This is a genomic window from Deinococcus budaensis, assembly GCF_014201885.1.
GTDB lineage: Bacteria > Deinococcota > Deinococci > Deinococcales > Deinococcaceae > Deinococcus > Deinococcus budaensis.
The window spans coordinates 340,692-365,185 of sequence record NZ_JACHFN010000002.1; the positions used below are offsets into that span (position 1 = coordinate 340,692).

The 24,494-nt window shown below is 72.5% G+C and carries 24 protein-coding genes; 16 read left to right on the forward strand and 8 right to left on the reverse strand.

Features of this window, described 5'->3' with window-relative positions; all coding sequences use genetic code 11:
- Positions 1 to 68 precede the first annotated feature (68 nt).
- Both clpS and HNQ09_RS04505 read left to right on the forward strand, forming a co-directional pair.
- A complete protein-coding gene (clpS, locus tag HNQ09_RS04500) occupies positions 69 to 422 on the forward strand; it encodes an ATP-dependent Clp protease adapter ClpS (protein WP_184026000.1) in 354 nt (117 codons plus the stop codon).
- On the forward strand, positions 419 to 2,635 hold the full coding sequence (locus HNQ09_RS04505; protein ID WP_184026003.1) for an AAA family ATPase: 2,217 nt from the start codon (positions 419 to 421) through the stop codon (positions 2,633 to 2,635). Before clpS ends, HNQ09_RS04505 begins: the two co-directional genes overlap by 4 nt.
- A 116-nt stretch (positions 2,636 to 2,751) precedes the next feature.
- Here HNQ09_RS04505 and HNQ09_RS04510 read toward each other — a convergent pair whose 3' ends face one another.
- Together HNQ09_RS04510 and HNQ09_RS04515 are read right to left on the reverse strand one after the other, a co-directional pair.
- The gene (locus HNQ09_RS04510; RefSeq protein WP_184026012.1) at positions 2,752 to 3,987 is read right to left on the reverse strand and encodes an FAD-dependent oxidoreductase; all 1,236 of its coding nucleotides are present in this window, start codon (positions 3,985 to 3,987) and stop codon (positions 2,752 to 2,754) included.
- 104 nt (positions 3,988 to 4,091) lie between these two features.
- Complete coding sequence (locus tag HNQ09_RS04515; RefSeq protein ID WP_184026015.1) at positions 4,092 to 5,297, reverse strand: branched-chain amino acid ABC transporter substrate-binding protein; 1,206 nt, start codon at positions 5,295 to 5,297, stop codon at positions 4,092 to 4,094.
- 150 nt (positions 5,298 to 5,447) lie between these two features.
- Between HNQ09_RS04515 and yidD the strand changes: the two genes are divergently transcribed.
- Entirely contained in the window at positions 5,448 to 5,759 is a 312-nt protein-coding gene (gene yidD / locus HNQ09_RS04520) for a membrane protein insertion efficiency factor YidD (RefSeq protein ID WP_184026018.1), read from the forward strand.
- Positions 5,760 to 5,763: 4 nt separating this feature from the next.
- Here the strand turns inward: yidD and HNQ09_RS04525 are convergent, their stop codons facing one another.
- A complete protein-coding gene (locus HNQ09_RS04525; RefSeq protein ID WP_184026021.1) occupies positions 5,764 to 6,300 on the reverse strand; it encodes a putative glycolipid-binding domain-containing protein in 537 nt (178 codons plus the stop codon).
- 60 nt (positions 6,301 to 6,360) lie between these two features.
- Here HNQ09_RS04525 and HNQ09_RS04530 point away from each other — a divergent pair, with 60 nt between their 5' ends.
- Genes HNQ09_RS04530 through HNQ09_RS04540 form a run of 3 tightly spaced genes read left to right on the forward strand, consistent with a single transcriptional unit; the run spans position 6,361 to position 8,205 of the window.
- On the forward strand, positions 6,361 to 6,918 hold the full coding sequence (locus HNQ09_RS04530) for a GNAT family N-acetyltransferase (RefSeq protein ID WP_184026023.1): 558 nt from the start codon (positions 6,361 to 6,363) through the stop codon (positions 6,916 to 6,918).
- Between the two features lie 58 nt (positions 6,919 to 6,976).
- Positions 6,977 to 7,543, forward strand: coding sequence for a GNAT family N-acetyltransferase (locus HNQ09_RS04535; protein ID WP_343057609.1), 567 nt, complete (start codon positions 6,977 to 6,979; stop codon positions 7,541 to 7,543).
- A 56-nt stretch (positions 7,544 to 7,599) separates the two neighbouring features.
- Complete coding sequence (locus tag HNQ09_RS04540; protein WP_184026028.1) at positions 7,600 to 8,205, forward strand: hypothetical protein; 606 nt, start codon at positions 7,600 to 7,602, stop codon at positions 8,203 to 8,205.
- A gap of 143 nt (positions 8,206 to 8,348) precedes the next feature.
- Here HNQ09_RS04540 and HNQ09_RS04545 read toward each other — a convergent pair whose 3' ends face one another.
- The gene (locus HNQ09_RS04545) at positions 8,349 to 9,650 is read right to left on the reverse strand and encodes a S41 family peptidase (protein ID WP_184026246.1); all 1,302 of its coding nucleotides are present in this window, start codon (positions 9,648 to 9,650) and stop codon (positions 8,349 to 8,351) included.
- 234 nt (positions 9,651 to 9,884) lie between these two features.
- Here HNQ09_RS04545 and ftsE point away from each other — a divergent pair, with 234 nt between their 5' ends.
- The 8 genes from ftsE to HNQ09_RS04585 all read left to right on the forward strand — a co-directional run bounded on the left by ftsE (position 9,885) and on the right by HNQ09_RS04585 (position 16,180).
- On the forward strand, positions 9,885 to 10,568 hold the full coding sequence (gene ftsE / locus HNQ09_RS04550) for a cell division ATP-binding protein FtsE (RefSeq protein ID WP_184026248.1): 684 nt from the start codon (positions 9,885 to 9,887) through the stop codon (positions 10,566 to 10,568).
- A 13-nt stretch (positions 10,569 to 10,581) separates the two neighbouring features.
- On the forward strand, positions 10,582 to 11,445 hold the full coding sequence (locus HNQ09_RS04555; protein ID WP_184026030.1) for a cell division protein FtsX: 864 nt from the start codon (positions 10,582 to 10,584) through the stop codon (positions 11,443 to 11,445).
- A 31-nt stretch (positions 11,446 to 11,476) separates the two neighbouring features.
- Positions 11,477 to 13,183 carry a peptidoglycan DD-metalloendopeptidase family protein gene (locus tag HNQ09_RS04560; protein ID WP_184026032.1) on the forward strand — a complete coding sequence of 569 codons (1,707 nt, stop codon included), beginning with the start codon at positions 11,477 to 11,479 and terminating at the stop codon, positions 13,181 to 13,183.
- Between the two features lie 212 nt (positions 13,184 to 13,395).
- Positions 13,396 to 13,644, forward strand: a complete 249-nt coding sequence (gene rpsP / locus HNQ09_RS04565) for a 30S ribosomal protein S16 (RefSeq protein ID WP_184026034.1) — start codon at positions 13,396 to 13,398, stop codon at positions 13,642 to 13,644.
- 145 nt (positions 13,645 to 13,789) lie between these two features.
- On the forward strand, positions 13,790 to 14,029 hold the full coding sequence (locus HNQ09_RS04570) for a KH domain-containing protein (RefSeq protein WP_184026038.1): 240 nt from the start codon (positions 13,790 to 13,792) through the stop codon (positions 14,027 to 14,029).
- Between the two features lie 10 nt (positions 14,030 to 14,039).
- On the forward strand, positions 14,040 to 14,612 hold the full coding sequence (rimM, locus tag HNQ09_RS04575; RefSeq protein WP_184026041.1) for a ribosome maturation factor RimM: 573 nt from the start codon (positions 14,040 to 14,042) through the stop codon (positions 14,610 to 14,612).
- Positions 14,609 to 15,478 carry a tRNA (guanosine(37)-N1)-methyltransferase TrmD gene (trmD, locus tag HNQ09_RS04580; RefSeq protein WP_184026044.1) on the forward strand — a complete coding sequence of 290 codons (870 nt, stop codon included), beginning with the start codon at positions 14,609 to 14,611 and terminating at the stop codon, positions 15,476 to 15,478. The genes rimM and trmD overlap by 4 nt, the downstream gene beginning before the upstream one ends.
- A gap of 87 nt (positions 15,479 to 15,565) precedes the next feature.
- Positions 15,566 to 16,180 (forward strand): LON peptidase substrate-binding domain-containing protein, encoded by a 615-nt coding sequence (locus HNQ09_RS04585; protein ID WP_184026047.1) that lies wholly within the window; start codon positions 15,566 to 15,568, stop codon positions 16,178 to 16,180.
- 3 nt (positions 16,181 to 16,183) lie between these two features.
- Here the strand turns inward: HNQ09_RS04585 and purU are convergent, their stop codons facing one another.
- Positions 16,184 to 17,101, reverse strand: a complete 918-nt coding sequence (purU, locus tag HNQ09_RS04590) for a formyltetrahydrofolate deformylase (RefSeq protein ID WP_184026051.1) — start codon at positions 17,099 to 17,101, stop codon at positions 16,184 to 16,186.
- A 44-nt stretch (positions 17,102 to 17,145) separates the two neighbouring features.
- Between purU and HNQ09_RS04595 the strand changes: the two genes are divergently transcribed.
- Together HNQ09_RS04595 and HNQ09_RS04600 are read left to right on the forward strand one after the other, a co-directional pair.
- Entirely contained in the window at positions 17,146 to 18,252 is a 1,107-nt protein-coding gene (locus tag HNQ09_RS04595) for an aminopeptidase (RefSeq protein WP_184026054.1), read from the forward strand.
- A gap of 23 nt (positions 18,253 to 18,275) precedes the next feature.
- The gene (locus HNQ09_RS04600) at positions 18,276 to 18,803 is read left to right on the forward strand and encodes an AAA family ATPase (RefSeq protein ID WP_343057611.1); all 528 of its coding nucleotides are present in this window, start codon (positions 18,276 to 18,278) and stop codon (positions 18,801 to 18,803) included.
- Here HNQ09_RS04600 and HNQ09_RS04605 read toward each other — a convergent pair.
- From HNQ09_RS04605 to HNQ09_RS04615, 3 genes are read right to left on the reverse strand one after another with little or no spacing between them, the layout of a single operon-like run.
- Positions 18,800 to 19,369 carry a C39 family peptidase gene (locus HNQ09_RS04605; protein ID WP_184026056.1) on the reverse strand — a complete coding sequence of 190 codons (570 nt, stop codon included), beginning with the start codon at positions 19,367 to 19,369 and terminating at the stop codon, positions 18,800 to 18,802. The genes HNQ09_RS04600 and HNQ09_RS04605 overlap by 4 nt on opposite strands.
- Positions 19,370 to 19,424: 55 nt before the next feature.
- Complete coding sequence (locus tag HNQ09_RS04610; RefSeq protein WP_184026058.1) at positions 19,425 to 22,865, reverse strand: DEAD/DEAH box helicase; 3,441 nt, start codon at positions 22,863 to 22,865, stop codon at positions 19,425 to 19,427.
- Between the two features lie 5 nt (positions 22,866 to 22,870).
- Complete coding sequence (locus HNQ09_RS04615) at positions 22,871 to 24,469, reverse strand: peptide chain release factor 3 (protein WP_184026061.1); 1,599 nt, start codon at positions 24,467 to 24,469, stop codon at positions 22,871 to 22,873.
- Positions 24,470 to 24,494: the final 25 nt, after the last annotated feature.

Consider the following 24,494-nt stretch of genomic DNA (forward strand, 5'->3'; position numbering starts at 1 on the left):
GAGGTTTTTTGCTGGGCTTGGTGACCTCGGGCGCGCCGGACCCCCGCCCGGCCCTCTAGACTCCGGGCATGACGCGCAGGGACGGCGGCGGCGAGGGCCGCACTCCAGACGGGCAGACGCAGACGCTGGAGCGCACGGCCACCACCCGGCCCCGGCTTTACCGGGTGCTGCTGCTCAACGACGACTACACGCCGATGGAGTTCGTGGTGATGGTGCTGGAGCGCTACTTCCGCAAGGCGGAGGGGGAAGCGCAGCTCATCATGCTGGCGGTGCACCACAAGGGGCAGGGGGTGGCCGGGGTCTACACCCGCGACGTGGCCGAGACCAAGGTCGCGCAGGTCACGGCCCACGCCCGCCGGGAGGGCCACCCGCTGCGGCTGCTGGCCGAGCCGGAGGCGGGCGAAGGAAGAGGAGAGACATGATCGGGGACCACCTGCAAGTCACCCTGGGCCGCGCCGCCGACTACGCGCGCGAGGCCGGGCACGAATACGTCACGCTGGAACACCTGCTGCTGGCCCTGACGCACGACCCCGAGGGCCGGGACGCCCTGCTGGCCGTCGGCACCGACGTGGAGCGGCTGCGCGGCGATCTGCACGCGCTGCTGGAAGGTTTTGAGACGGTTACGGGCGCCGAGCCGGACTTCACGCTGGGGGTCCACCGGGTGGTGCAGGGCGCCGTGCTGCAACTGCACGCCAGCGGCAAAGGGCAGCAGCAGGCCGACGGCGCCCGCGTGCTGGCCGAGCTGCTCGAGGAACCAGATTCGCCCGCGCGGGCGGCGCTGGAAGCCCAGGGGGTGACCCGGCTGGACGTGCTCGGCTACGTGTCGCACGGCGCGGCCAAGGTGGCGGGCCGCGAGCGCGAGCGCCGGGCGGCGGGCGTGGACGGCGAGCCGGAGCCGGGCGCGGCGCCCGAGCCAAACCCGCTGGAGGCCTACACGGCGGACCTCACCGCCCAGGCCAGGGCCGGGGCCTTTGACCCGGTGATCGGGCGCGAGGCCGAACTCACGCGCACCGCGCATATCCTGGCGCGCCGGACCAAGAACAACCCCGTGCTGGTGGGCGAGCCGGGCGTCGGCAAGACCGCGCTGGCAGAGGGCCTCGCGCAGCGGGTGGCAGACGGCCGCGCACCGGGCTTCCTGAAGGGCGCCTCGGTGTACGCCCTGGACCTGGGCGCCTTGCTGGCCGGCACCCGCTACCGGGGCGACTTCGAGGGGCGGCTCAAGGCGGTGCTGGCCGCGCTGGACGGCCAAAACGCCGTGCTGTTCATCGACGAGCTGCACACGCTGGTGGGGGCGGGCGCGACCGAGGGCGGCAACGTGGACGCGGCGAACCTGCTCAAGCCTGCGCTCGCGCGCGGAAGGCTGCGGGTGCTGGGCGCGACCACCCCCGCCGAGGTCCGCCACCTGGAAAAGGACCGGGCGCTGTGGCGGCGCTTTCAGACGGTCGAGGTGCCCGAGCCGTCCGGGGAAGACGCCCTCGCCATCCTGCGGGGGCTGGCGCCGGGGTACGCCGCGCACCACGGCGTGACCTACACGGGTGGGGCGCTGGACGCCGCCGTCCGGCTCTCGGTCCGGCACCTGCGCGACCGCTTTCTCCCCGACAAGGCGATTGACGTGCTGGACGAGGCGGGAGCCGCCCGCAGCAGCGCCGGGGAGGGCGGCGAGATCGGGGAGGCCGACATCGAGGCGACGGTCGCCCGGATGGCCCGCGTGCCGGTCGGCGCGGTGAAGACCGAGGAGGTGCAGTCGCTCGCCACGCTGGAGACCGACCTGCGGGCGCGGGTGTTCGGACAAGGCGCGGCGGTGGGCGCGGTTTCCAGCGCGGTGAAGCTTGCCCGCGCGGGCCTGCGCGACCCCCACAAGCCGCAGGGCGCCTTCCTGTTTGCCGGGCCGACCGGGGTGGGCAAGACCGAACTCGCCCGCGCGCTGGCCGAGCGCCTGGGCGTGCTCCTGATCCGGTTCGACATGAGCGAGTATCAGGAGCCGCACACGGTCGCCCGCCTGATCGGGGCGCCGCCCGGCTACGTGGGCTTCGACCAGGGCGGGCTGCTCACCGACGCGCTGGCGAAAAACCCGCACGCGGTGCTGCTGCTCGACGAGATCGAAAAGGCGCACCCCGACGTGTACAACCTCTTCTTGCAACTGATGGACCACGGCACCCTGACCGACCACACCGGCAAGAAGGTGGACGGGCGCGGCGCGCTGCTGGTGTTCACGACCAACGCCGGGGCCGCCGACGCCAGCCGCCCGCCCCTGGGCTTCTCGCGCGAGGGCCGGGCAGGCGAGGAGGCCGAGGCGGTGAGGCGCGCCTTTTCTCCCGAGTTCCGCAACCGCCTGGACGCCGTGATCCACTTCCGGCCCCTGGCGCCCGAGGTCATGGCCAACGTGGTGGACAAGTTCCTGCGCGAGCTGGAGGCGCAACTGGCCGAGCGCGGGGTCACCCTAACCGTCACCCCGGCTGCCCGCGCGCGGCTGGCCCGGCTGGGGTACGACCCGCAGATGGGCGCCCGGCCCCTGGCCCGCGTGATCGAGGAGCGCGTCAAGCGCCCGCTGGCCGACGAGCTGCTGTTCGGGCGGCTGCGGGGCGGCGGCGCGGTGACGGTGGACGCAGACAGCGAGGGCTTCAGCTTCCGCTGACCCATGCCCAGGTCGGCAGGTCCTCGCACAGCACCTCCGGCAGGTGGGTGTTCGAGGCGATCAGGAGGTGGCGGTAACGCGGTCGGCGGCGCTGGGCCGGGGCAGGCTAGCCGACCTCACCCCGCCTCCACCCGCGCCGCCTGCCAGCGTCTGCGCAGCCGCACCGGCCTCAGGCCGTAGGCCGTGACGTAGCCGGGCAGGCGGCGCAGCCCTGGCAGGCCGTGCAGCACCCGCAGCAGGGCGGTGGGCACATGCAGCTGGGCGCCGGTATGCACGCCCACCACCTCGCGCTCCTGGACGACCTGCTGGGCCTGGAGCAGGGCGATCTGCCACGCGCGGGTGCGCTGGACCCGGGCCAGGTGCCGGGGCCGCAGCCGCCCGGCGCGCAGCGGACCGCACAGGTGGTTGGCCGCCGCCACCGCGTCTTGCACGGCCATATTGATGCCCATTCCCCCGATGGGCGAGATGGGGTGGGCGGCGTCCCCGATCAGCAGCAGCCCCGGCCGCCACCAGCGCCGCACCCGCGCGACCTCGACGGCCAGCAGGTGCAGCTGGCGCCACTCGGTCAGCAGGTGGACCCGGCCAGCCAGCCAGGGAATCGTCTCGGCCACCGCCGCCCGGATGGGGCCGACCCCGCGTGCCCGCGCCTCGGCGTGGCTGCCCTTGCGGATGCTGTAGCCCACCTGCCAGCGCCCGCCGTGGTCGGTGGTCACGATGCAGTGCGGCCCGCCGAGGTGCAAGTCGATGCTGCCGCCTGGATCGTCCTCGTGGCGGGGCAGCGCGAACCACAGCACGTCCTGCCCCGGCGAGAGCCGCCGCAGGCTCAGGCCCGACAGCCCGCGCACCCGGGAAAAGCGGCCATCGGTGCCCACCGTCAGCGCGGCGGGGAGGTCACGCCGTTCTCCGGCCTGCCGGTAAACCACGCCCCGGACCTCGCCGCCCGCCTCCAGCAGCCCTTCCACCCGCGCGCCCATCACCAGCCGGGCGTGCGGGTACCGGGCGAGTTCCGCCGCCAGGAACGTCAGGAAACGGGCCTGGGCCATCACCGTCAGGTAGGGGTAGGGGGTGCGCAGCCGCGAGAAGTCGGCGATCACCTGGGTGCGCCGGGGCGTGATGAAGCGTGCCCGGTGCGCCCGCGTGTGCGGCAGCCGCAGCAGCGGCGCGGCCAGCCCCAGGCCCGCGAGCAGTTCCATGATCGCCGGGTGCAGGGTGTCGCCCCGGAAGCTGCGCTCGAAGTCGCGGGCCGCTTCCAGCACCGTCACCGGGATGCCCTGCCGCGCCAGCAGCAGCGCCAGCACCATTCCCGCCGGACCTCCACCCACGATGCACACATCCTGCGGTCCAGAAGCCATGCGGGGCATTCTGCAAGGAACAGAGCGGAGAGGTTGTAGGGAATGCTGCGGGTCGGCGCGGGCCGCGAACCCCGGCGGCCCTCTCCGCCTCTGCTTTTGGTGTGCTATTTCAGGGTGTCCGGATTGATGGTCTGGACCTTGGCCACCTGAAGCTGAAGCACATTGTCCAGCTTCATGACCAGCAGCCGGGAACGCTGCCGCTCGCCCGTGGCGGTAAACCCGATGGCCCCGGTGACCGTGACGCATTTGGAAGCGTCGAGGTCAAAGCAGGCGGGCAGGTTGACCTTGCGCACCGCGGCGCTGACCTGGGCGCGGGTGGGCAGGTCCTTGCCGCCCGCCGCCCGGATGGCCGAGAGCAGGGTGGTGGCGGCGTCGTAGGCGTACACGGCCAGCCCCTCCGGCCGGGTCTTGTAGGCGGCCTGATAGCGCTCGCTGAATGACAGGCTGTTGGTAAAGGCGCTCACCGGCCCGAACACGGTGGTGTAGACGACGCCCGCTCCAGCGATGCCCGCCTGCTGCACGAACTTCACGGAATCCAGGCCGTCGCCGCCCATAAACGTCGTGGTCACGCCCGCGGCCCGCAGCGCCTTGACCAGCTCGGCCCCGGTATCGTAGGTACCGCCGAAGTACACCACCTCCGCCCCGCTCGCCTTGACCTTTTTCACCACGTCCGCGATCTGGGCCGAGGTCGAGACGCCCACGTAGGCAGGCACCGCCACCTTGCGCTTTTTCAGCGTTCCCATCAGGATCTTGCTCAGGCCGTTGCCGTACGCCGTGTTGTCGGAAATCACGAACACGGACGCCGCCTTCAGTTCGTCGGCGATGTAGTTCGCGGCCGCCACCCCCTGCGCGCCGTCCGGGGCGACCACGCGGCTGAAGTGGCTCCAGCCGTGGTCGGTGAGCAGATCGTTGGTGCTGCCGGGCGAGATCAGGGCGAGTCTGGAAGCCGCGAAATTCTGTGCCAGCACATTGGAGACGCTGGAGTTAAAGGCGCCGACCACCCCCAGGACGCTCTTGTCGGCCACGATCTTCTTCGCCAGCGGTCCGGCGACGGTCGCGGACGCCTGATCGTCGTAGGGCACCAGCACCAGCTCATGCCCCAGCGCCCTGAAGGCGGCCGCCTGCTCCGTGACCGCCAGCTCGGCCCCGCGCCTCATCTCGCTGCCGAAGCCGCTCACGTCGCCGCTCATGGGGCCGACCACCGCGACCCTGATGGTGGCCGCCTGCGCGCTTCCAGCCGCCAGCCCGGCCAGCAGCAGCATGGCAACGGCCCGGCGCCTGCCGCCCTCCCTCCTGATTCGGTTTTGCATAATCCACGTTACCCAGGATGAATAACAGCGCTCTTACACCCCCCGGAAGCGGCGGACGGCCCGGAACGCGGCCCCGGGGGTGCCCGAGGATTGGGAGGCCTTTAGCTGTCCGGGGTACAGCGGGGGCGGCCCGGCTCCTACCCTGCGGCCATGTCCTTCCCGGCTGCGTTGACCCTTTCCGGCATCCGCCTCTACCAGCGCCACATCTCGCCGCGCAAGGGCTTTTCCTGCGCGCACGCGGCGCTGCACGGCGGCGAGTCGTGCTCGGCGGCAGTCGCCCGCATCGTGCGCGAGGACGGCCTGAGGAAAGGCCGCGCCCGCATCGCCGCCCGCTTCGGCGCGTGCCGCCGCGCCCACAACGTGCTGCACGCCGGATCACCACTGGCCTTCGGGACCGCCGGGCCGAGGGTGCGCGGCGTATGCTGCTGCGGGCCGATTCCCATTCCGATCCGCTGCGGATAAGCACTCAGGGCAGACGCTTGAAGGCTTGTGGATACAAGATCACCAGCCCCTCAGCGTCTACAGCAAGGTCGTTGCCGTACCCCGTCTCCAGATTCTCGTAGTGGTAGGTGTCCTCCCCTGTGCGGGTGTAACGCTGTCGGGTAGGACGCAACACGAGTGAAGGCACGTCAATCCACACGGCCAGCAGTTCCCGGTTCTCTCCCACTCGCAAGCCTAAACGGCGCAGGGAAAGCGTGTTCGTGAAGGGTGTCGCGCGGAGGTCTATATCGGTGCAGCCGTGCAAATCGGGGAGCAGCCTTCCTTCAGCGTCGGTCCACTCACCATGCTTGGTACGGGCGAGGCCCAAGTGCCGTCCGTCCGTTAGATCACAGCGCAGGTCGAGGGGGAAGCCAGCACGGTCGACCTCCAGCTCGTACTGCAAGGTGTAGGGCTGCCCTTCGGCAAGACCGATGACTGCTGCTTTCGCCGAGGCCCAGGGCATCAGCCGCAGGTGTTCCAGGCTGGGCCGTTGGGGATTGAGACCGCGCCAGACAAGATGCATGGGGCGAGCGTATCTTGCTGTCAGGCTCGGAGCTTCGTTCTGACCCATCACACGCTCTCTATGACCCTCCAGATCCGCCCCGCCACGCCCGCCGACGCGGCCTTTGCCGCACCGCTGATTCAGGCGACCATCGGCGCCATCGGGTACGCGCTGACCGGCGAGGCCGAGGACGAAGGGGCGGCGCGGGTCATCGCCCACTTTTTCGCGCAGCCGGGCAACCGCCTCAGCGCCGAGAACACGCTGCTGCTGGAAGAAGGCGGGGAGCCGCTGGGCCTGGCCGTCCTCTATCCCGGCGACCGGGCGGAGGCGCTGGACGAACCGTTCCGGCGGCGGCTGCGCGCCCTGGGCCTGCCGGACCGCACCGAGCCGGAGGCCACGCCCGGCGAGCTGTACCTCGACACGCTGGCGGTGGCGCCCCCGGCGCGTGGGCGGGGGCTGGGGGGGCGGTTGCTGGAAGCGGGGGTGGCGCGGGCCGTGGCCCTGGGGCTGCCCCGGGTGGGCCTGCTGGTCGAGGACGGCAATCCGGCGGCCCGGCTGTATGCCCGGCACGGCTTCGTGGCGACCGGGCCGCGCCGGGTGGCGGGAAAGGTCTACACCCATCTGGCGCGGCCTGCCTGAACTTTTCTCAACCCCCCCCTGCCCAGGCTTCCCTGCCCACTCTGCCATCATGCCCGGCGTGACCCCCTCCCCTCCTCCCCTCTCCCTGGTCTCGCTGCGCGACCGCCGCCCCGAGGACCTGCCCACCCTGCGGCGCTGGCTGACCGATCCGGGGGCCGAGTGGCGCCGCTGGGACGCGCCGTACTTTCACGCGCAGACGACCACCCGGACCATGCAGGCCTACGTGGAGGGGCTGACAGGCAGCCCGCCGGACCCCGACGAGCAGGTGATCGACGTGGACGGCGCCTGCGTGGGCATGGTCAACCGCTCGGAGGAGGCGCCGGAGGGCGGCGGCTGGTGGGACCTGGGCATCCTGATCTACGACCCGGCGTGGTGGGGCGGCGGCGTGGGCACGCGGGCGCTCGCGCTGTGGGTGCAGGACACCCTGGACTGGACGGACGCCCACGTCCTGACCGTGACCACCTGGGGCGGCAACCTCCGCATGATTCGTGCCGCAGAGCGCCTGGGCTTTCGCGAGTGCGCGCGGGTGCGCGAGGCCCGGGTGGTGGAGGGACAGCGCTACGACAGCGTGCGGCTCGACCTGCTGCGCGGCGAATGGACCGGGGGCAGCCGGGTGGACCAGTAGGCTGGGGGCATGGCCTTTTCCCGTCCCTGCCCGCCGCCCGCCGTCAGGGCAGAGCCGTGAAGAAAGGCCAGCAGGAAACGCCCCGGCCCAGCGGTCCCAAACCGCTCACGCCGCCCGGTTTTCTGGCGACCCAGGACCTCAAGGAACGCGGCTGGACGCCGGGGCTGATCCGCAAGTTCCTGGGCGAGCACGACGACACCCGGCCCAACGGCCTGAAGATGGGCCGCCGCCGCCTTCCGCCCGTCAAGCTCTACCGCGAGCAACGGGTCCTCGACGCCGAGCGCGAGGAGACTTTCCTGGTAGCCCAGGCCCGCGCCGCCGACGCCCGTGAGCGGGCCGAACGTGCCCGCGAGGCGCGGGCGGCGAAACGGGCCACCCTGCTGGAAGCCGCCGCCGAGCGTTACGTGCCCGTCATCCACCCTGAGCCGCTCCGCAAAGGCGCGGTGCGCAAGGCCCGCGAGCCGTACCTGCCGGGGTTGGAAGGCACCCTCGCGCACCTGCTGGGGGAACTGGACCAGGTCACCCCGCGCGAGGAAGCCGCGCTCCGCGCCCGGCTGCTGGAGCGGCTGCATGAGGCCCTGGCCGCCGCCTATCCCTGGTACCCCGCCCCCCACGCGGCGCAGGCCAAGGCCAGCGACTGGCGCGAGTGGGACTGGGATTAGCGGCAGGGCCAGGGGGCCACAGCCCCGCCCGGCCCCGCGACCTCCCTGGAAGCCGCCTGGAGAGCGCCAGAAGGGCGCCCCCCCAAAGAGGAGCGCCCCGCGCGGCCCGCCGGAAGGTGACGGCTTCCCGGAAGCCCTGGGACTTACCTGAGCAGCTCGGTGGCCCGCTTCAGGATCGCGTCGCCCGCCAGGTCCACGGCGGCCTCGCCCTGGGTGGCGCTGCGGGTGGGGCGCTTGACCTCGCCGGTGTAGGTGAACTTGCCTTCCTTGTCGGCGGTGACGGTCACGGGCTTGCCCTCGACCGTCAGGGTGATCTTGGCGCCCGGCTTCAGGCCGCCGCCGCTGAAGTTCAGCGGGACGGTGTAGCGGGTGTCGGCCACGACCACGCCGGGCGTGATGCCCTTCTTGTGAATCTCGCGGCCCTTGGGGGTCAGCCACGCGCTGTTCACGATGGCGACCTTGCCGCCGTCCACCGTGTCGACGGGAATCTGCGCGACCCCCTTGCCGAAGGTCTGCTCGCCCACGATGGTCGCGCGGCCCGCGTCTTGCAGCGCTCCCGCGACGACCTCGCTGGCGCTGGCGCTGTTCTTGTTCACCAGCACGGCCAGCTTGCCGGTGTAGTCGGTCGGGCGGTTGGTGGCCCGCGCGTACACCTGCGCGCGCCCGCTGCGGTCTTTGAGGCTCACGATGTTGCCGCTGCCCAGGAACTGGTCGGCCACGTCGGTTCCGGCATTGAGCAAGCCGCCGCCGTTGTCGCGCAGGTCCAGGATCAGCTTCTGCACGCCCCGCTGCTTCATGGAGGCGACCGCCGCGCGGAACTGTTCGCTGGCTTTCTCGTTGTAGAAGGTATTCAGCGCGATATAGCCGACGTTGCCCGGCAAGATGGTCTGCTCCACGCTGACGATGGTGACCTTCTTGCGCTCCAGCCGCACGCTGTAGGGCTTGCCGTCCCGGGCAAAGGTCACGGTCACGGTGCTCTTTTCCGGGCCGCGCACCAGCCGCACGATCTCGTCGAGCTTGCTGGTCAGCACGTCCTTGTCCCCGATCTTGACGAACACGTCGCCGATCTGCACGCCGGAGTCGGCGGCGGCCCCGCCCTTGTACACGTTGTCCACCTTGCCGCCCGTACCGTCGGGGTTGGCCGCCACCAGCGTCACGCCGATGCCGCCGAACTCCCCGGCCAGGTTCTCGGTGTCGATCGCCGTGCTGGCGGGTTCGGAGTAGTAGGTGAACTCGTCTTCCAGGCTGCCCAGGGCGCCGTTGATCGCGCCGCGCAGGACCTTTTCCTGGTCCACCGGGTACAGGTAGTAGCGGTTGAGGTCGCCCAGCACCTGGAGGAGGGCGCGGCCCGTGTCGGTGCGGGTCAGGTCCGCCTGGGTATACCCGCCCAGCTGGGCGTACCCGACGGCGGTGGTGGCGGCGAGCGCGCCCACCACGAGCGTCATGCGTTTGGGGTTCACGTCCCCAGGATAGGGCGCGGGCGTGAACCCCATTTGAGGCCGAAGTCACGGCCCCGCACCGATGCTGGGGCGCAGGCGCGGGGCGCACGCCCCCCATGAAGAATCCTTCATGTTCCGGTGGAGGGCTGGGCTATGCTGACCCGCGAGCATGACGCCCCTGACCGTTTCGCCGCGCTGCGCCGCGCTCCTCCGAAGCCCTGTGCCCGGGGGGTGCGGCGCATGATTCAGTTTCGCCATGTGACGCTGGAGTACCCCGTGACGCGCACGCTGGCGCTCGACGACCTGAGCCTTCAGGTGGACAAGGGCGAATTCGTGTACCTGGTCGGGCACTCGGGCGCGGGCAAGAGCAGTTTCATGAACCTGGTGCTCAAGCGGGCGCTGCCCACCCGGGGCGAGGTGCGGGTGGCGGGAGAACCGCTGACGCGCTACCGGGGCCGCCGCACCGCGCTGCTGCGCCGCCGGATCGGCACCGTCTTTCAGGACAACCTCTTGCTCGACCACCTCAGCGCCCACGACAACGTCGCCTTTACCCTGCGCGTGACCAGCGTGCCGCAGCGCGAGTGGGCCGGGCGGGTGGGCGCGGCGCTGCGCACGGTGGGCCTGGAACACAAGAAGCAGGCCCTCCCGGTGCAGCTCTCGCAGGGCGAGCAGCAGCGGGTCGCCATCGCCCGCGCCATCGTGGCCGACCCGCCGCTGCTGCTGGCCGACGAACCGACCGGCAACCTCGACCCCGACCACAGCCGCGAGGTGCTGCGGGTGCTGCAACACGTCAACCTGCGCGGCACCACCGTGGTCGTCGCGACCCACGCCCGCGACCTGGTGGAGACCTTTCGCCACCGCACCCTGACCCTGCGCCGGGGCCAACTCGTGCGCGACGACCCCGCCGGGGGCTACTCGCTGTGAGGAGCGTGGCCCCATGACCTACCACCTGCGCCAGGCCCTGCTCGCCATGCGCGGCAACCTCACGGCCACCCTCGCCACCCTGACCACCATGACGCTGACGCTGGTGATGCTCGGCGCCGTGCTGCTGCTCACATTGAACGTGAACCGCACGCTGGAACAGCTCGAATCGCAGGTGGAGGTCGCCGCCTTTCTGGATGCGGGGGCCGACGGCGCCTCGCTGCTGGCCCGGGTCCGGGCGCTGCCGCAGGTGCGGGAAGCCCGGCTGGTCCCCCGCGAGCAGGTGCTGGCCGAGATGACCCGCGACTACCCCTACGCGCGCGACGCCGCCGAGCTGGCCGGCAATCCCTTTCCCGACACGCTGCGCCTGCGGGTGTCGCGGGTGGAGGACTCGCGCACGGTCGCGGCGGCGGTCTCGACGCTGGCGGGCGTGGAGGACGTGGAATACGGGGCCGGATACGTGGACCAGACCGTGCGGACCCTGACCGCCGTGCGCGCGGCAGGGTACGCGCTGGTGGGCCTCTTGCTGCTGGGCACCCTCTTTAACATCCTGAACGCCGTGCGGGTGGCGATGTACTCGCGCCGCAACGAGATCAGCGTGATGCGGCTGCTGGGGGCAACGCGCGGCTTTATCCGCATGCCGCACGTGATCGAGGGCGTGCTGCTGGGGGTGGCGGCCTCGGCGCTGGCGCTGGCACTGCTGGCCCCGTCGTACCTGGCGCTGGCGCAGCGGGCGGCGGTGTTCGCGCCGGTCTTTCCGGTCGTGCGTGACCTGCCTACCCTGCTGCCGATCCTGGCGGGCGTGGCGATGCTGGGCATCCTGATCGGGCTGGCGGGCAGCCTGCTGGCGACCCGGCGCTACCTGCGGGAGCTGGAGTGAGCCGGCTGCGGCTGCCCCCGAGGACCGCGCCGTGAAGCTCGCCGGGCCGCGCTGGCCCGCCCTGGTGCTGCTCTCGGCGGCGCTGCTGGCGGGCGCGCAGAGCACCAGCCAGCGGCTTCAGGAGTTGCAGCGCGAGTTGCAGGGCCAGCGTCAGGCCAGCGCCGAGCAGGGCCGGGAGCTGGAGAGGCTGCGCCGCAACATCCAGAACCTCTCGGCGCAGGGGCGGCGCACGCTGGCGCGGCTCGACACGCTGGCGGGGGGGGTCGCCGATCTGGAAAACGAGACGGCGAGGCTGGGGGCACGGGTCGCCCTGGCCGAGCGCCAGCTGGCCGACACGACCTCGCAGGGCCGGGTCACGCAGGCGCGCGTGACGCGGCTTCAGGGCGACGTGCGCGAGCTGCTGGGCGCCCTCTACCGCGAGCGCAGCGGCCGTTACCTCCAGCTGCTGTCGCAGGCGAGCAGCCTGTCGGACCTCCTGATCCGGCTGAACTACGCCAACATCGCCGGGCAGTACAACGTCGAGGTGACGCGGACCCTGCGCGCCGAGGTCCAGACCCTGGAAACGCAGCGCACCCGGCAGGCGCAGCAGGCGGCCGACCTCCAGCGCCTCCAGACCGAGCGGGTGGCGAAGCTGGAGCAGCTGCGTGACCGCCGCGCCGAGCAGACACGGCTGCTGGCAAGCCTGCGCCGCAGCGAGCAGGGGCAGCGCACCCTGGCCGCCCGCACCCGGGCCGAGCAGGCCCTGACCGCCCGCACCATCGACGAACTGGTGGGCGCCGTCGTCAAGGAACGTGCCCGGCTGGAAGCCGAGCGCAAGCGCCGCCTGGAGGAAGAACGCAAGCGCCGCGAGGCCGAGCTGCGCCGCATCCGCGAGGCCCAGGAACGCGCCCGCAAGGAGGCCGAGCGCCTGGCCCGCATCCGGGCGGAGCAGGAACGCCAGGCCCGGATTCAGGCAGAACGCGAAAGGCAGGCCCGGATTCGCGCCGAGCAGGAGCGGCAGGCCCGCATCCGCGCCGAGCAGGCCCGCCAGGCCGAACTCGCGCGGCAGCGGGCGCTGGCCGCCGCCCAGGCCCAGGCGCGCGCGCAGGCCCAGGCGGAGGCGCAGGCCCGTGCCCGGGCGCTCGCGCAGGCCCAGCAGGCGCAGGCCAGAGCGCAGGCCGAGGCACGCGCCCGCGCCCAGGCCGAAGCGCAGGCCAGGGCCGCCGCCGAGGCCCAGGCGGCCCGCGACCGCGCTGCCCGTGAAGCCGCCGCCGCCGCGCAGCGTCAGCGCCAGACCCAGCTTCAGCAGGAGCAGGCGGCCCTCCAGGCGCGCGAGACGCAGGTCGAGCAGGCGGCGGCCCAGGCCGCGCAGGACCTCGCGCCGCTGCCCGCCGCCAGCGGTCCGCTGGGTTTTCCGCTGCCCGGCGGCAGCGTGGCCCAGCCTTATGGGGCGAACGGCGCCCAGTGGAGCGTGCTTCAGGGCGCCGAGGGCGGGCAGGCGGTCGCGGCTCTCGACGGCAACGTGATCGCCACGACCTACTACGCCAGCCTGGGCTGGGTCGTCCTGCTCGACCACGGCCCGACCGTGACCGCCTATTTCGGGTTGCAGGACGCGCAGGTGCAGGTCGGCGCGCGGGTGGGCCGGGGCACTCCGCTGGGCACCGTCGGCGGCAGCCCGATCTTCGGCCCCGGGCGGATGGCCTTTCAGGTCAACAGCGTGAGCGGCGGCGCGCGCAGGCCGGTGCCGCCGCCGTTCTGAGGGGACCTGTGGGGGGCGGCCCGACCGTGTGGCCCGCCCGCGTGACCTGTAGCTGGCAGAGGGCGCAGCGCAGGCCCGCCCTTCCCCTTGCTCCTCCCCCCCACCTCTGCTACTCTCCTTCGGTGCGCTTCCGGTTGGCTGCTGCGGGCGCATGAACCCCGCGACCTAGGCGGGAACAGACCCTCACCACCCCCAACCCGAGGTTTTTTGTCATGGTCAAGATTCGCCTGTCCCGTTTCGGCTCTGCCCACAACCCCCACTACCGCATCGTGGTCACCGATTCCCGCCGTCCCCGCGACGGTGGCTACATCGAGAACCTGGGGCACTACGACCCCCGCAAGACCACCGAGAACTACCTGAAGGTGGACGCCGAGCGCGCCGCCCACTGGCTGGCCCAGGGCGCCCAGCCCACCGCGACCGCCCGCCGCCTGCTGAAAAGCCAGGGCATCAAGCTCGGCTAAGCGCGGCCGCAAACACCAGAGAAGGCTCCCTGCGGGGGGCCTTTTTCGGTGGGTGGCCCGTGGTCGGTGGTGAGTGGAAACATCCGGCTCTGCCCGACTCCGCTGCCCACGGACCACTTCCCCCTCACCCTCTACAATGCCCCCCATGAAGACCGACCCCGTGGACCTGACCCTCTTTCTGGCGCAGAGCGTGGTGGATCAGCCGTCGCTGGTGCGCGCCTCCCGGCGTGGGCCGACCGTGATCGTGCGGGTCGGGCCGGGCGAGGAGGGCCGCTTTATCGGTCGGCAGGGCCGGGTGATTCAGGCGATCCGGACGCTGGTGCGCGCGGCCTGCGACCCCGCCGAGCGGCTGAACGTGGACCTCGACGCGCCGCGCAAGCCGTGAGGAGGGCCGCTTGAACCCCCCGGCGGACACCACCCGGCTGGGGCACCTGCTGGGGCCGCACGGGGTGCAGGGGGGCGTCAAGGTCTATGTGCTGGGCGACGCGGCCCAGCTGCTCAGGCTGCCCCGGGTGTGGGTCGAGGGGCGCGGCTGGCTGCGGGTGCGCCGCGCCGAAGCGCTGGCACCGGGAGCCGCCCTGCACCTGGCGGGCGTGACCACCCGCGAGGGCGCCGAGGCGCTGCGCGGGGCGAAGGTCTACGCCGCCGACGCGGACCTGCCCGCACTGGAAGAGGGCCGTTACTACTACCACGAGCTGCGCGGCCTGCCGGTGCTGGGCGCGGGCGGCGAGGGGCTGGGCGAGGTCCGCGACGTGCTGGACACCGGGCACCAGGACCTGCTGGTCGTCTCCCTCCCCGGCGGCGAGGGCTTCTTGCCCCTGCAAGCGCCCTACGTGGTCGTGCAGCCCGGCGAAGGCGGGCGCCCGGCGGCCATTCACCTCACCGGGGACGCGCCGGAGGGCCTGCTGGCCGACGAGCGCGCCGAGAGCGCCCCGGACGCGGACCCCGGGGCACCGGAGGGCGGGTGAGCGAGGCGGCTCCGCTGACGTTTTCCTTCCTGACGCTCTTTCCCGAGCTGCTCGCGCCCTTTGCCTCGGAGGCGATTTTGGGCAAGGCGGCGGCGCGGGGGCTGATCGGGGTGAATCTGGTGAACCTGCGCGACTTCGCGGGCAACCGGCACGCCAGGGTGGACGACGCGCCCTACGGCGGCGGGGCGGGCATGGTGATCCGGGTGGACGTGGCGGCGCGGGCACTCGCGAGCCTGCCGCCCGCCGACGAGGTGATCCTTTTCACGCCCGCCGGGGAGCGCTTTACCCAGCGCACGGCGGAGGAGCTGAGTGGACGCGAGCACCTCGCCTTCTTGTGCGGGCGCTACGAGGGCTTCGACGCGCGGGTGGAGGGGCTGGTCACCCGCGAGCTGAGCGTCGGGGACTTCGTGATGATGGGCGGCGAGGCGGCGGCGGCCTGCGTGCTGGAGGCGGTCGCGCGGCTGCGGCCCGGGGTGCTGGGCGACGAGGCCTCGCACCAGGCGGATTCTTTTTCCAGCGGTCTGCTGGACTATCCCGAATACACCCGCCCGCCCGAGTGGCGCGGCGAGGCGGTGCCCGAGGTCCTGAGGGGCGGCAACCACGGGGCCGTCGCGGCGTGGCGGCGGGAGCAGGCGCTGGCGCGCACCCTGGCCCGGCGGCCCGACCTGCTGCCCGGCGCGGGCCTGACCCCGCAGGACAGCGCCGCCCTGCTGCGGCTGGGCGTTTCCCCGGCGCAGCTCGACGCCTGGGGCGCGCCTCCCCCGCCGGTGCCCAAGCGGCGGCGTTCGGCGCGGCGCGGCGCGGCGGTGCCTGCCCCGGCGGCGGAAGGCGCGGCGGCCGAGGCAGACGTGCCGCCAGAGCGGTGAAAGCCCCCGCCGACGGGCGCCCAGCGGGGGAGTTCTGTATGCCGCGCCCATGTTGCGGCGGCACGGACAGCTCAACATAGGGCCGAAATGCGCGTTCCGCTGTTCCCGCTCCCCCATCTGGTCCTGTTTCCCGGCCAGGTGTTGCCGCTCTACGTGTTCGAACCGCGCTACCGCGAGCTGCTGACGCGGGTTCAGGCGGCGGAGGAGCCGTTCGGCATCGTGCGGATTCTCAGGAGCCGCGAGGAAGCCCCGCTGCCGCTGGCGGGCCGGGTCGCGCGGGTCGGCACCCTGGCGCACCTCGTCCGGGCCGAAACCCACGAGGACGGCACCAGTTCGATTCTGGTGGTGGGCGGCGAGCGCTTTCAGGTGCAGGACTTCGACGCCACGCACGCCTACCTCAGCGCCGACGTGACCCCCTGGCCGCTGGCGCCCGGCCCGCTGGAATCCGCCGCACTGGCGGCGAGCGCCGAGGAGGCCGTCGCCCGGCGCCTGCTCGCGGACCTGCTGCGCCTGCGCCCCGCCGACGCCCCGGCCATCCGCGACAACGCGCCCCAGGAACCGCTGCTGCTCGCCAGTTACGCCGCCGCCCTGCTGCCCCTCAGCCCCGAGCAGCGCGAGCAGGCGCTGGAGGCCCCGACGCTCCTCGACCGCCTCGACACGCTGCTGAGCTTCGTTCCGGCGGGCGCGCGCGAGCTGAACTAGCCGCTAGAACACCACCGTCTTGTTGCCCTCCACCAGCACCCGGTCTTCGGCGTGGGCCGCCACGGCGCGGGCGAGGACCCGGCGTTCCACGTCGCGGCCCAGGCGCATCAGGGACTCGGGGGTCTCGCGGTGGGTCACCGGAATCACGTCCTGGGCGATGATCGGCCCGGCGTCGAGTTCCTCGGTGACGTAGTGGCTGGTCGCGCCGATCAGCTTGACCCCGCGCTGGAAGGCCGCGCGGTAGGGATTGGCGCCCACGAAGGCGGGCAGGAACGAGTGGTGGATGTTGATCACCGGGCGCCCGAAGCCGCGCAGAAAGTCCCCGCTGAGAATCTGCATGTAGCGCGCCAGCACCGCGAAGTCGGCCCCCGCCTCGTGCAGCAGCCGGACCTGCTCGACCTCGGCTTCCGCCTTGTTCTCCCTCGTGACCGGCACGACATGAAAGGGCAGCCCGAACAGCTCGGCGTCGCGGCGCAGGTCCTCGTGGTTGGAGATCACCAGGGGAATCTCGACCGGCACCTCCCCCCGGCGCACCCGCCACAGCAGGTCGAGAAAGCAGTGGTCGTAGCGGCTGACCAGCAGGGCCATGCGCTTGGGCCGGGCGGCGTAGCTCAGGCGCCAGCCCATGCCGAACGGCTCGGCCACCACCCGCGCGAAGGCCCGCTCGAACGGCTCGGGCGCGAGGTCGAGGCCCCCGAGGTGAAACTCCATCCGCATGAAAAAGGTGCCGCCGGGAGCCCCCGTCGAGTGCTGGTCGGAATGGATGATGTTCGCCCCGTGGACAAACAGAAACTGCGACACCGCCGCCACGATGCCGGTGCGGTCGGGGCAGGTGATGGTCAGGACCGCAGTGTTGCGCGGGTCGGGCGGGGAGGCCGCCTGGTCAGAAGCCGTCTGGGAGGAGGGAGGCTGGGCCGTCATGTGCGGGCAGGATAGCCGCGCCCCCGGGTGCTACGCTCGGGCGCGTGCAGACGACTCGTGACGCTTCTCTCCCCCCCCTCGCCTACGATCCCGCGCGGCACGCGGCGCTGCTGGCCGACTACTGCCTGACGGCGGGGGCAGGCGAGCGCCTGCTCGTCGCGGGCGGGACGGCGGGCCTGCCGCTGCTGCGCGAGGTCACCCGGGCGCTGCTCACGCGCGGCGCGCGGCCGGTGGTGCGCCTGGACTACCCCGGCCAGGACGACGACTGGGCCGACCTCGCCGCAGACGCGGTGCTGGACCAGGCCCACCCCGCCGACCTCGCGGACGTGGAGGCGCTGGACGGCAGCCTGCGCGTCCTGACGCCGGGGCCGGGGGCACCGGGCGTGGACGCCGCCCGCCGCGCCCGCCTGACCGCCGCCCGCGCGCCCCTCGCCGCCGCCCGCGCGCGGAAAAAATGGAGCCTGACCCTCTACCCCACCGCGCACGCCGCCGCGCAGGCGGGGATGACCGAGGAGGACTTCGGCGCCTTCGTGATGCGGGCGATGTTCCTCGACCGCGCCGACCCGGTGGCCGCCTGGGGCGAGGTGCGCGGGACGCAGGCCCGCCTGATCGAGCGCCTGACGCAGGGCGACCGGGTGCGGATCGAGGCCCCCGGCACCGACCTCACCCTGCGGGTGGGCGGCCGCAGCTGGGCCAACAGCGACGGCAAGCGCAACATGCCCAGCGGCGAGGTCTTTACCGGGCCGGTTGAGGACAGCGCCGAGGGCGTGGTCACCTTCACGGTCCCGGCAGAGTACGGCGGTCAGGTCGTGCGCGGCGCCCGGCTGGTCTTTCGCGCGGGCGAGGTCGTGGAGTTCACGGCCGAGGAGGGCGAAGACGTGCTGCGCGCGGCCCTGGCGACCGACCCCGGCGCGCGGCGGCTGGGCGAACTGGGGATCGGCACCAACTTCGGCATTCAGGTACCGACCGGGAACATCCTCTTCGACGAAAAGATCGGCGGCACCGTCCACCTCGCGCTGGGCCGCTCCTACCCCGAGACGGGCGGCGTGAATGCCAGCGCCATCCACTGGGACCTGATCACCGACCTGCGCGGGCAGGGGCGCCTGAGCCTGGACGGGGAAGTGGTGCAGGAGGGGGGGCGGTTTCTCTGAGGTCCGGCAGCGGCCCGGTCTGGGTGGTCAGCGGGAGTCCCGGCGCGGGCAAGAGCACGGTCGCCCGCGCCCTGCTTCAGCGCTTTGCCCTGGGTCTGCACCTGCCGGTGGACGACCTGCGCGACTTCGTGGTCTCAGGCCACGCGCCGCCGCGCCTGGACCACCCGCCGGAGGCCGCGCGGCAGTTCTGGCTGGCCCGCACCGCCGCCGCGCACACGGCCCGCCTGTACGCGGACGCGGGTTTCGTGGTGGCGGTGGACGACGTGCTGTGGCCCGCCGACCTGGGGCTGTTCACCCCGCACTGGGCGGGGCTGGACGTGCGTCCGGTGCTGCTCGCGCCGGGGCTGGCCGTGGCCCACGAGCGCAACGCCACCCGCACCACCAAGGCCTACGACACCCGCACGCTGGTTCCCCTGATCGACGCCTTGCACCCGCAGATGCCCCCGGACGCCTACCGCGAGGCCGGGTGGGCGGTGGTGGACAGCGCCCGCCTGAGCGCCGAGGAGACGGTGGACGCCCTGCTGGCGCTGGACTGGCCCCGCCCAGCCTAGCCGATCACCTTCTGCACCGTTGTTCTCCAGTCTGGCGGGTACATCACCGCGAACTGGCCCTGGTGGTCGGCCCAGACGCGGGTGAAATCGGCGTAGCTCATCAGGACGTACCCCAGCAGCGGGTCCATCAGGTAGACCTCCTGCCGGGCGTCGTCGTAGCCGGTCACGACCCGCCAGTGCGGAATGACCGCCGTGGACATGATGTGCGATTGCAGCGCGATCAGGGGCAGGCGGGCACGGATCGCGGCGCGCACGGTCCCCAGCGAGCCGCCCCGGTACAGCCGGGCTTCCATGCCGACGCTCGGGGCGAAGTCCACGATGGCCTGGGCCGTCATGTAGGCCCGCTCGTTGGGACGGGTCAGGCGGCTCACGTCGGCCAGCGCGACGTTGATCCCGAAGTACCCCAGCACCTGCGTGAGACTCGCCGGGCCGCAGGCGTTGTAGGTCTGGCGCACCAGCGGCATGCCCGAGAGGACGTAGCCCGCCGGAGACGGGGCCGCGGAAGCCGGGGCACCCCGGGCACCGCCGAGCAGCCCCGCGAGGAGAAGGGGAAGCAGAACACGCACCCGCCCAGCATGGCCGCTCGCCTGTCACAGAAAGCTGCCTGGCCCCGGGGGCGGGTCAGTCCGACCCTACCAGTTCCGCCGCCTGCGCCTCGTCCTCCAGCGGCGCGAACAGCCGCTCCAGGTCGCCGGTCGTGAGCTGGCCCGCGCTGCTCAGGCCGCCGTCGAGCACCCCCCGCGCCAGCGCCGACTTGCGTCCCTGGAGGTCGAGAATCCGCTCCTCCACGCTGCCCGCCGCGATCAGCTTGTAGACGAAGACGGGTTTGTCCTGCCCGATGCGGTAGGCGCGGTCGGTGGCCTGCGCCTCGGCGGCGGGGTTCCACCAGGGGTCGAGGTGGATGACGGTGTCGGCCGCCGTGAGGTTCAGGCCCACGCCCCCGGCCTTGAGGCTGATCAGAAAGATGGGGGCCTCGCCGCCCTGAAAACGCCCGATCTGTGCCGCGCGGTCCCGGGTCTGCCCGGTCAGCTTGGCGTACTCCAGGCCGAGGTCCCGCAGGGTCTCCTCCAGCAGCCCCAGCAGCGTGGCGAACTGCGAGAAGATCAGGATGCGGCGGCCCTCCTCGACCATCTGGGGCAGGTTGGCGGTCAGCCAGTCGAGCTTGGCGCTGCTTCTCACCTCGCGGGCCGCCTCCAAGCGCACCAGCCGGGGGTCGGTGACCGCCTGCCGGAGCTTCAGCAGCGCGTCGAGGATGGCGACGGTGGAGCGGGCCAGGCCCCGGGCGCCGAGTTCCTCACGGACCCGTTCGAGCATGGTCACGCGGACGGTCTCGTAGAGGTCGCGCTGGTCGCCGTCGAGGGTCACGCGCACCGGGATCTCGGTCTTGGGGGGCAGCTCGGTCGCCACCTCGCGCTTCTCGCGCCGCAGGATAAAGGGCCGGACGCGGGCGGCCAGGGCCGCCTGCCGCGCCCGGTCCCCCTGTTTTTCGATGGGCGTGCGGTACAGCTCGCGGAAGGTCTTTTCGTCGTGCAGCAGGCCCGGCGCCAGGAAGTTGAACTGCGACCACAGCTCGCCGAGGTGGTTTTCCAGCGGCGTGCCGGTCAGGGCCAGGCGGTGGCGGGCCGTCAAGGCTCCAGCGGCCTTTGCGGCGGCGCTGCGCGGATTTTTGATGTTCTGCGCCTCGTCGAGAACCAGCAGGTGGAACTCGTGCTCCCGCAGGGCGTCCACGTCGCGCGGAAGCAGCGGGTAGGTGGAGAGCACCAGGTCGTGGTCGGGGATACGGTCAAAGTCGGCCCGGCGGCCGGGGCCGTGCAGGGTGAGCACCCGCAGCCCCGGCGTGAAGCGCCCGGCCTCTGCCCGCCAGTTGCCCAGCACGCTGGTGGGCGCGACCACCAGGCTGGGACGGTCGGCGCGGCCCGAGACCTTCTCGGTCTGGAGGTGGGCGAGGGTCTGGAGGGTCTTGCCAAGCCCCATGTCGTCCGCCAGAATCCCGCCCAGACCGTACTCGCGCAGGAATTGCAGCCACGAGAGGCCCTGGCGCTGGTAGGGGCGCAGCTCGGCGTGCAGGCCCCCCGGCGGCCCGACTTCCGCCACGCCCCGGAACGAGCGCAGGCGGCGGCCCAGGTCGAGCAACCTCTCGGCGCCCAGCCAGCGGGCGTGCAGCGCCTCGTCGAGCGCGGCGAGGCGGGCGGCGTCGAGCAGCGGCAGGCGCAGCGGCCCCGGCGGCAGCTCGCGCAGGTGCAGCTCGACCAGCACGCTGAGCATCGCCCGCACCCGTCCGGCAGGCAGCGCGAGGCGGCGGCCGTCGGGGAGGCGGGCGGGAATCACGTCCTCCTCGCCCAGCGCGGCGAGGGCCTCGGGGGTGAACAGTTCCGGGCGCTCCGCGATCAGCGACACCAGAATCGGAATCAGGCTGTGGCGCTCGCCACCCACCACCACCCCGAGTTCCAGGGTGAACCACCCGCCCTGTTCCCCCGTCTCGCCGTACCAATCCTCGACCTCGGCGTAGCGGTAGGGAAAGCTGGGATCGACCTCGACCCGGAAGCCCTTGGCCTCCAGCCGAGGCACCGTGTCGGTCAGGAAGGTGCGCCAGCGGGCCTCGTCCGCGTAGGCGTACAGGGCGGCGGCGTCCGGGTGGCGCACGTGGTCGCCGCGCGGTTGCAGGCTCTGCAAGCGCCTCAGGCCGGTGCGGGTGAGCTGCCCGGCGGCCCGCTTCTCGGCGGCGGGGTCGCGGACGGCGAGGTGCAGCACGCCGCCCGCGTAGCTCTGGCGCTCCATGTCCAGCGGCTCACCGCCGTAGTGGTGGGCCAGCACCGCCACGCCCAGGCGCTCGTCGTCGGTGGCTTTGCGCCGGGCGTGGCGGCGCGTGATCGGCACCCGTTCCTCGCGCAAGGTCAGGACCGGCTGGTAGGGCAGCGTCTCGCGGCGCACCGGGATGGGCCGGGGCGTGGGCAGGTCCAGCCCCGGAAAGCGGTCGCGCAGGGCGCGGGCAAAGCTGGCGGCCTGCGCGGGGGGCACGGGCGGGGCCTGGCGCAGCGCGTCTTCCAGCGCGGGCGGCAGCGGCGAGGTCACCCGGCCCAGCGTTCCGGCCACCTCGTCCAGGTACCAGCGCGGGGTGGTCGGCAGAATCTGCACGCCGGGCGGCAGCGTCAGCCGGGGCCGCTGCACCCCGCCCCCGTCCAGGTCCCAGGTCAGGGTGGCGGGCCGGTCGGGGCCGGGCGCCAGGGGGGCCGGGCCGCCCGCCCAGTGCAGCCGCCCGCTCTCCAGCAGCCGCGCGAGCAGGGGACCCGTCAGGGGATGGGTGCCCTCCAGCAGCCAGGTCTCCTCCCCACCCCGCACGCGGCTCTGGGCCGCCAGCACCAGCAGGTGCAGCAGGTCCCGGTCCGCACGGGCGTAGGCGGGCAGCAGCCGCGAGTCGGGCACGCTCCCGCCCCCGGTCCAGCGCAACTGCGGCGGCAGCGAGAAAGGCTGGGTCCGCTGCCACTCGCCGCGCACTTCCGTGCCGCGCCAGACACGCAGCGCGAGCGTCTCCCCCGCCCCACGTGCGGGCGGCGGCAGCGAGAGGTCGTAGCGCAGGCTGGAACGCAGGCCCGCGCGGCCCCCCGGACCACTGCCCGCCCCGGCTCCCGGCGCCAGCTCGGAGGTCCGGTCCAGCCACAGCCGCAGCGGGGTCGCCAGCGGCGGGGCCTCGTTCTCGGGCAGCGGGTCGTCCGGGTCTGCCTGCCCGGGCCGGGCCTGATCCGGCGCGGGGCCGTCGGCCTGGGCGTTCCCAGCGCCGCTCGCCTCCAGCGCCCGCTCCAGCGCGGGACTGAGCAGCGCCCGCACGAGGTGGGGACAGCCTTTCTGGCCGCAGCCGCACTCCCCCCCGGTGTAGATGCCGTCCGGGTTCAGCAGGAACTGCTGGCGATAGACCTGCCCCCCCTCCCCCACCGCCGAGCGGCCCATGAAGCCGTGCGGGGTGCGGGTCAGCGCCAGGTCGGTCACGGCGCGGGCCTGCAACTTCAGCCCCGCGCTGACTGCCATCAGGGCGAAAAAGCCCGGAGGAACCCGTTCGAGCCGCATTCCGCCTACACCCGCGTCAGGTCGCGGGGCAGCGGCAGGAACTCGATTTCGGGGTGCTGCTCGGCGGTGTAGTCGAGGTCGTACTTGCTGCGGAACAGCATCACCGGGCGGCCCTGGTCGTCTTCCACGTGGCGGGCAAACCGGGCCACGCTCCCCGCGTCCCCGGCCAGCCAGCGCACCAGCCCGTAGGACGTGACGTGCAGCTCGACCTCCACCCCGTATTCCTCCTGCAAGCGGGCCTGGAAGACCTCGAATTGCAGGGGGCCGACCGCGCCCAGGTAGGGGTCGCGCGCCCCGTCGGTGGGATAGAACACCTGCACGACGCCTTCCTCGGCCAGCTGGGTCAGGCCCTTCATAAAGGCCTTGCGCTTGCCCACGTCCCGCAGGGAGAGGGTGGCGAAGGTCTCGGGCGTGAAGCGTGGGAAACTCGGCAACGTGACCTTGGCGTCCACGCTCACCACGTCCCCGATCTGAAAGACGCCGGGGTTGACCAGCCCCACGATGTCGCCGGGATAGGCTTCCTCGACCTTCTCGCGGTCCTGGGCAAAGAGGGTGTGGGCCTGAGAAAGCCGCAGCTTGCGCCCGGTGCGGGTGTGGGTCACGTCCATGCCGCGCTCGAAGTGCCCGCTCATCACGCGCATGAAGGCGGTGCGGTCGCGGTGCGCCCGGCTCATGTTGGCCTGGAGCTTGAAGACGAAGCCCGCGAAACCCGCGTCGGGCGCCCGTTCGCCCAGGTTCGTCTCCACCGGGCCGGGCGGCGGCGCGAGGTCCACGAAGTTCGCCAGGAAGTGCTCCACCCCGAAGTTGTTCATCGCGGAACCGAAAAAGACCGGGGTCAGTTCACCCGCCAGAAAGGCCGCCGGGTCGAACTCGGGCATGGCGCCCTGAATCAGCTCCACGTCCTCGCGCAGCTTGGCGGCGAGGTCTTTGCCCACCAAGGCGTCGAGTTGGGGGTCGTCCAGGCCCGCCGTCTGCACGGGCGCGCGGTGCTTGCCCCCCGAGGTGCGCTCGAAGGCGAGCACCTGCCCGGTGTGCAGGTCGTACACGCCCTTGAAATCGGGGCCGTCCCCGATGGGCCAGGTCAGCGGCACGGCGGTGATTTTCAGGGTGCCCTCCACCTGGGCGAGCAGCTCGAAGGGGTCCTGGGCGGGGCGGTCCATCTTGTTCACGAACGTCAGGATGGGGATGCCCCGGTTGCGGCACACCGCGAAGAGCTTTTCCGTCTGCGCCTGCACCCCGCGCGCCGCGTCGAGGACCATCAGGGCGGAGTCGGCGGCGGTCAGGGTGCGGTAGGTGTCCTCACTGAAGTCCTGGTGGCCCGGCGTGTCGAGCAGGTTGATGTGCCTGCCCGCATACTCGAAGGTCAGCGCGCTCGACGAGATCGAGATGCCGCGCTGCTGCTCGATGCTCATCCAGTCGGACTTGGTGTGCGAGCGGCCTTCCTTGGCAGTGACGGACCCGGCCTCCTGAATGGCGCCTCCGTACAGCAGCAGCTTTTCGGTGATGGTGGTCTTGCCCGCGTCGGGGTGGCTGATGATCGCAAAGGTCCGCCGACGGGCGATCTCGCGGTGCAGTTCTGAAAGGGGAAGTTCGGGGGTGGTCATGGGAAAACTCCTGCGGCCACAGAGA

Bases quoted from the DNA above. Each gene is read 5' to 3' on its own strand.
- rpsP (WP_184026034.1), top strand. From the start codon at position 13,396: ATGGTCAAGATTCGCCTGTCCCGTTTCGGCTCTGCCCACAACCCCCAC.
- HNQ09_RS04505 (WP_184026003.1), top strand. From the start codon at position 419: ATGATCGGGGACCACCTGCAAGTCACCCTGGGCCGCGCCGCCGACTAC.
- clpS (WP_184026000.1), top strand. From the start codon at position 69: ATGACGCGCAGGGACGGCGGCGGCGAGGGCCGCACTCCAGACGGGCAG.
- purU (WP_184026051.1), bottom strand. From the start codon at position 17,101: ATGACGGCCCAGCCTCCCTCCTCCCAGACGGCTTCTGACCAGGCGGCC.
- HNQ09_RS04525 (WP_184026021.1), bottom strand. From the start codon at position 6,300: ATGCATCTTGTCTGGCGCGGTCTCAATCCCCAACGGCCCAGCCTGGAA.
- HNQ09_RS04515 (WP_184026015.1), bottom strand. From the start codon at position 5,297: ATGCAAAACCGAATCAGGAGGGAGGGCGGCAGGCGCCGGGCCGTTGCC.
- HNQ09_RS04585 (WP_184026047.1), top strand. From the start codon at position 15,566: ATGCGCGTTCCGCTGTTCCCGCTCCCCCATCTGGTCCTGTTTCCCGGC.
- yidD (WP_184026018.1), top strand. From the start codon at position 5,448: ATGTCCTTCCCGGCTGCGTTGACCCTTTCCGGCATCCGCCTCTACCAG.
- HNQ09_RS04610 (WP_184026058.1), bottom strand. From the start codon at position 22,865: ATGCGGCTCGAACGGGTTCCTCCGGGCTTTTTCGCCCTGATGGCAGTC.
- ftsE (WP_184026248.1), top strand. From the start codon at position 9,885: ATGATTCAGTTTCGCCATGTGACGCTGGAGTACCCCGTGACGCGCACG.
- HNQ09_RS04555 (WP_184026030.1), top strand. From the start codon at position 10,582: ATGACCTACCACCTGCGCCAGGCCCTGCTCGCCATGCGCGGCAACCTC.
- HNQ09_RS04545 (WP_184026246.1), bottom strand. From the start codon at position 9,650: ATGACGCTCGTGGTGGGCGCGCTCGCCGCCACCACCGCCGTCGGGTAC.
- HNQ09_RS04570 (WP_184026038.1), top strand. From the start codon at position 13,790: ATGAAGACCGACCCCGTGGACCTGACCCTCTTTCTGGCGCAGAGCGTG.
- HNQ09_RS04530 (WP_184026023.1), top strand. From the start codon at position 6,361: ATGACCCTCCAGATCCGCCCCGCCACGCCCGCCGACGCGGCCTTTGCC.
- HNQ09_RS04615 (WP_184026061.1), bottom strand. From the start codon at position 24,469: ATGACCACCCCCGAACTTCCCCTTTCAGAACTGCACCGCGAGATCGCC.
- HNQ09_RS04510 (WP_184026012.1), bottom strand. From the start codon at position 3,987: ATGGCTTCTGGACCGCAGGATGTGTGCATCGTGGGTGGAGGTCCGGCG.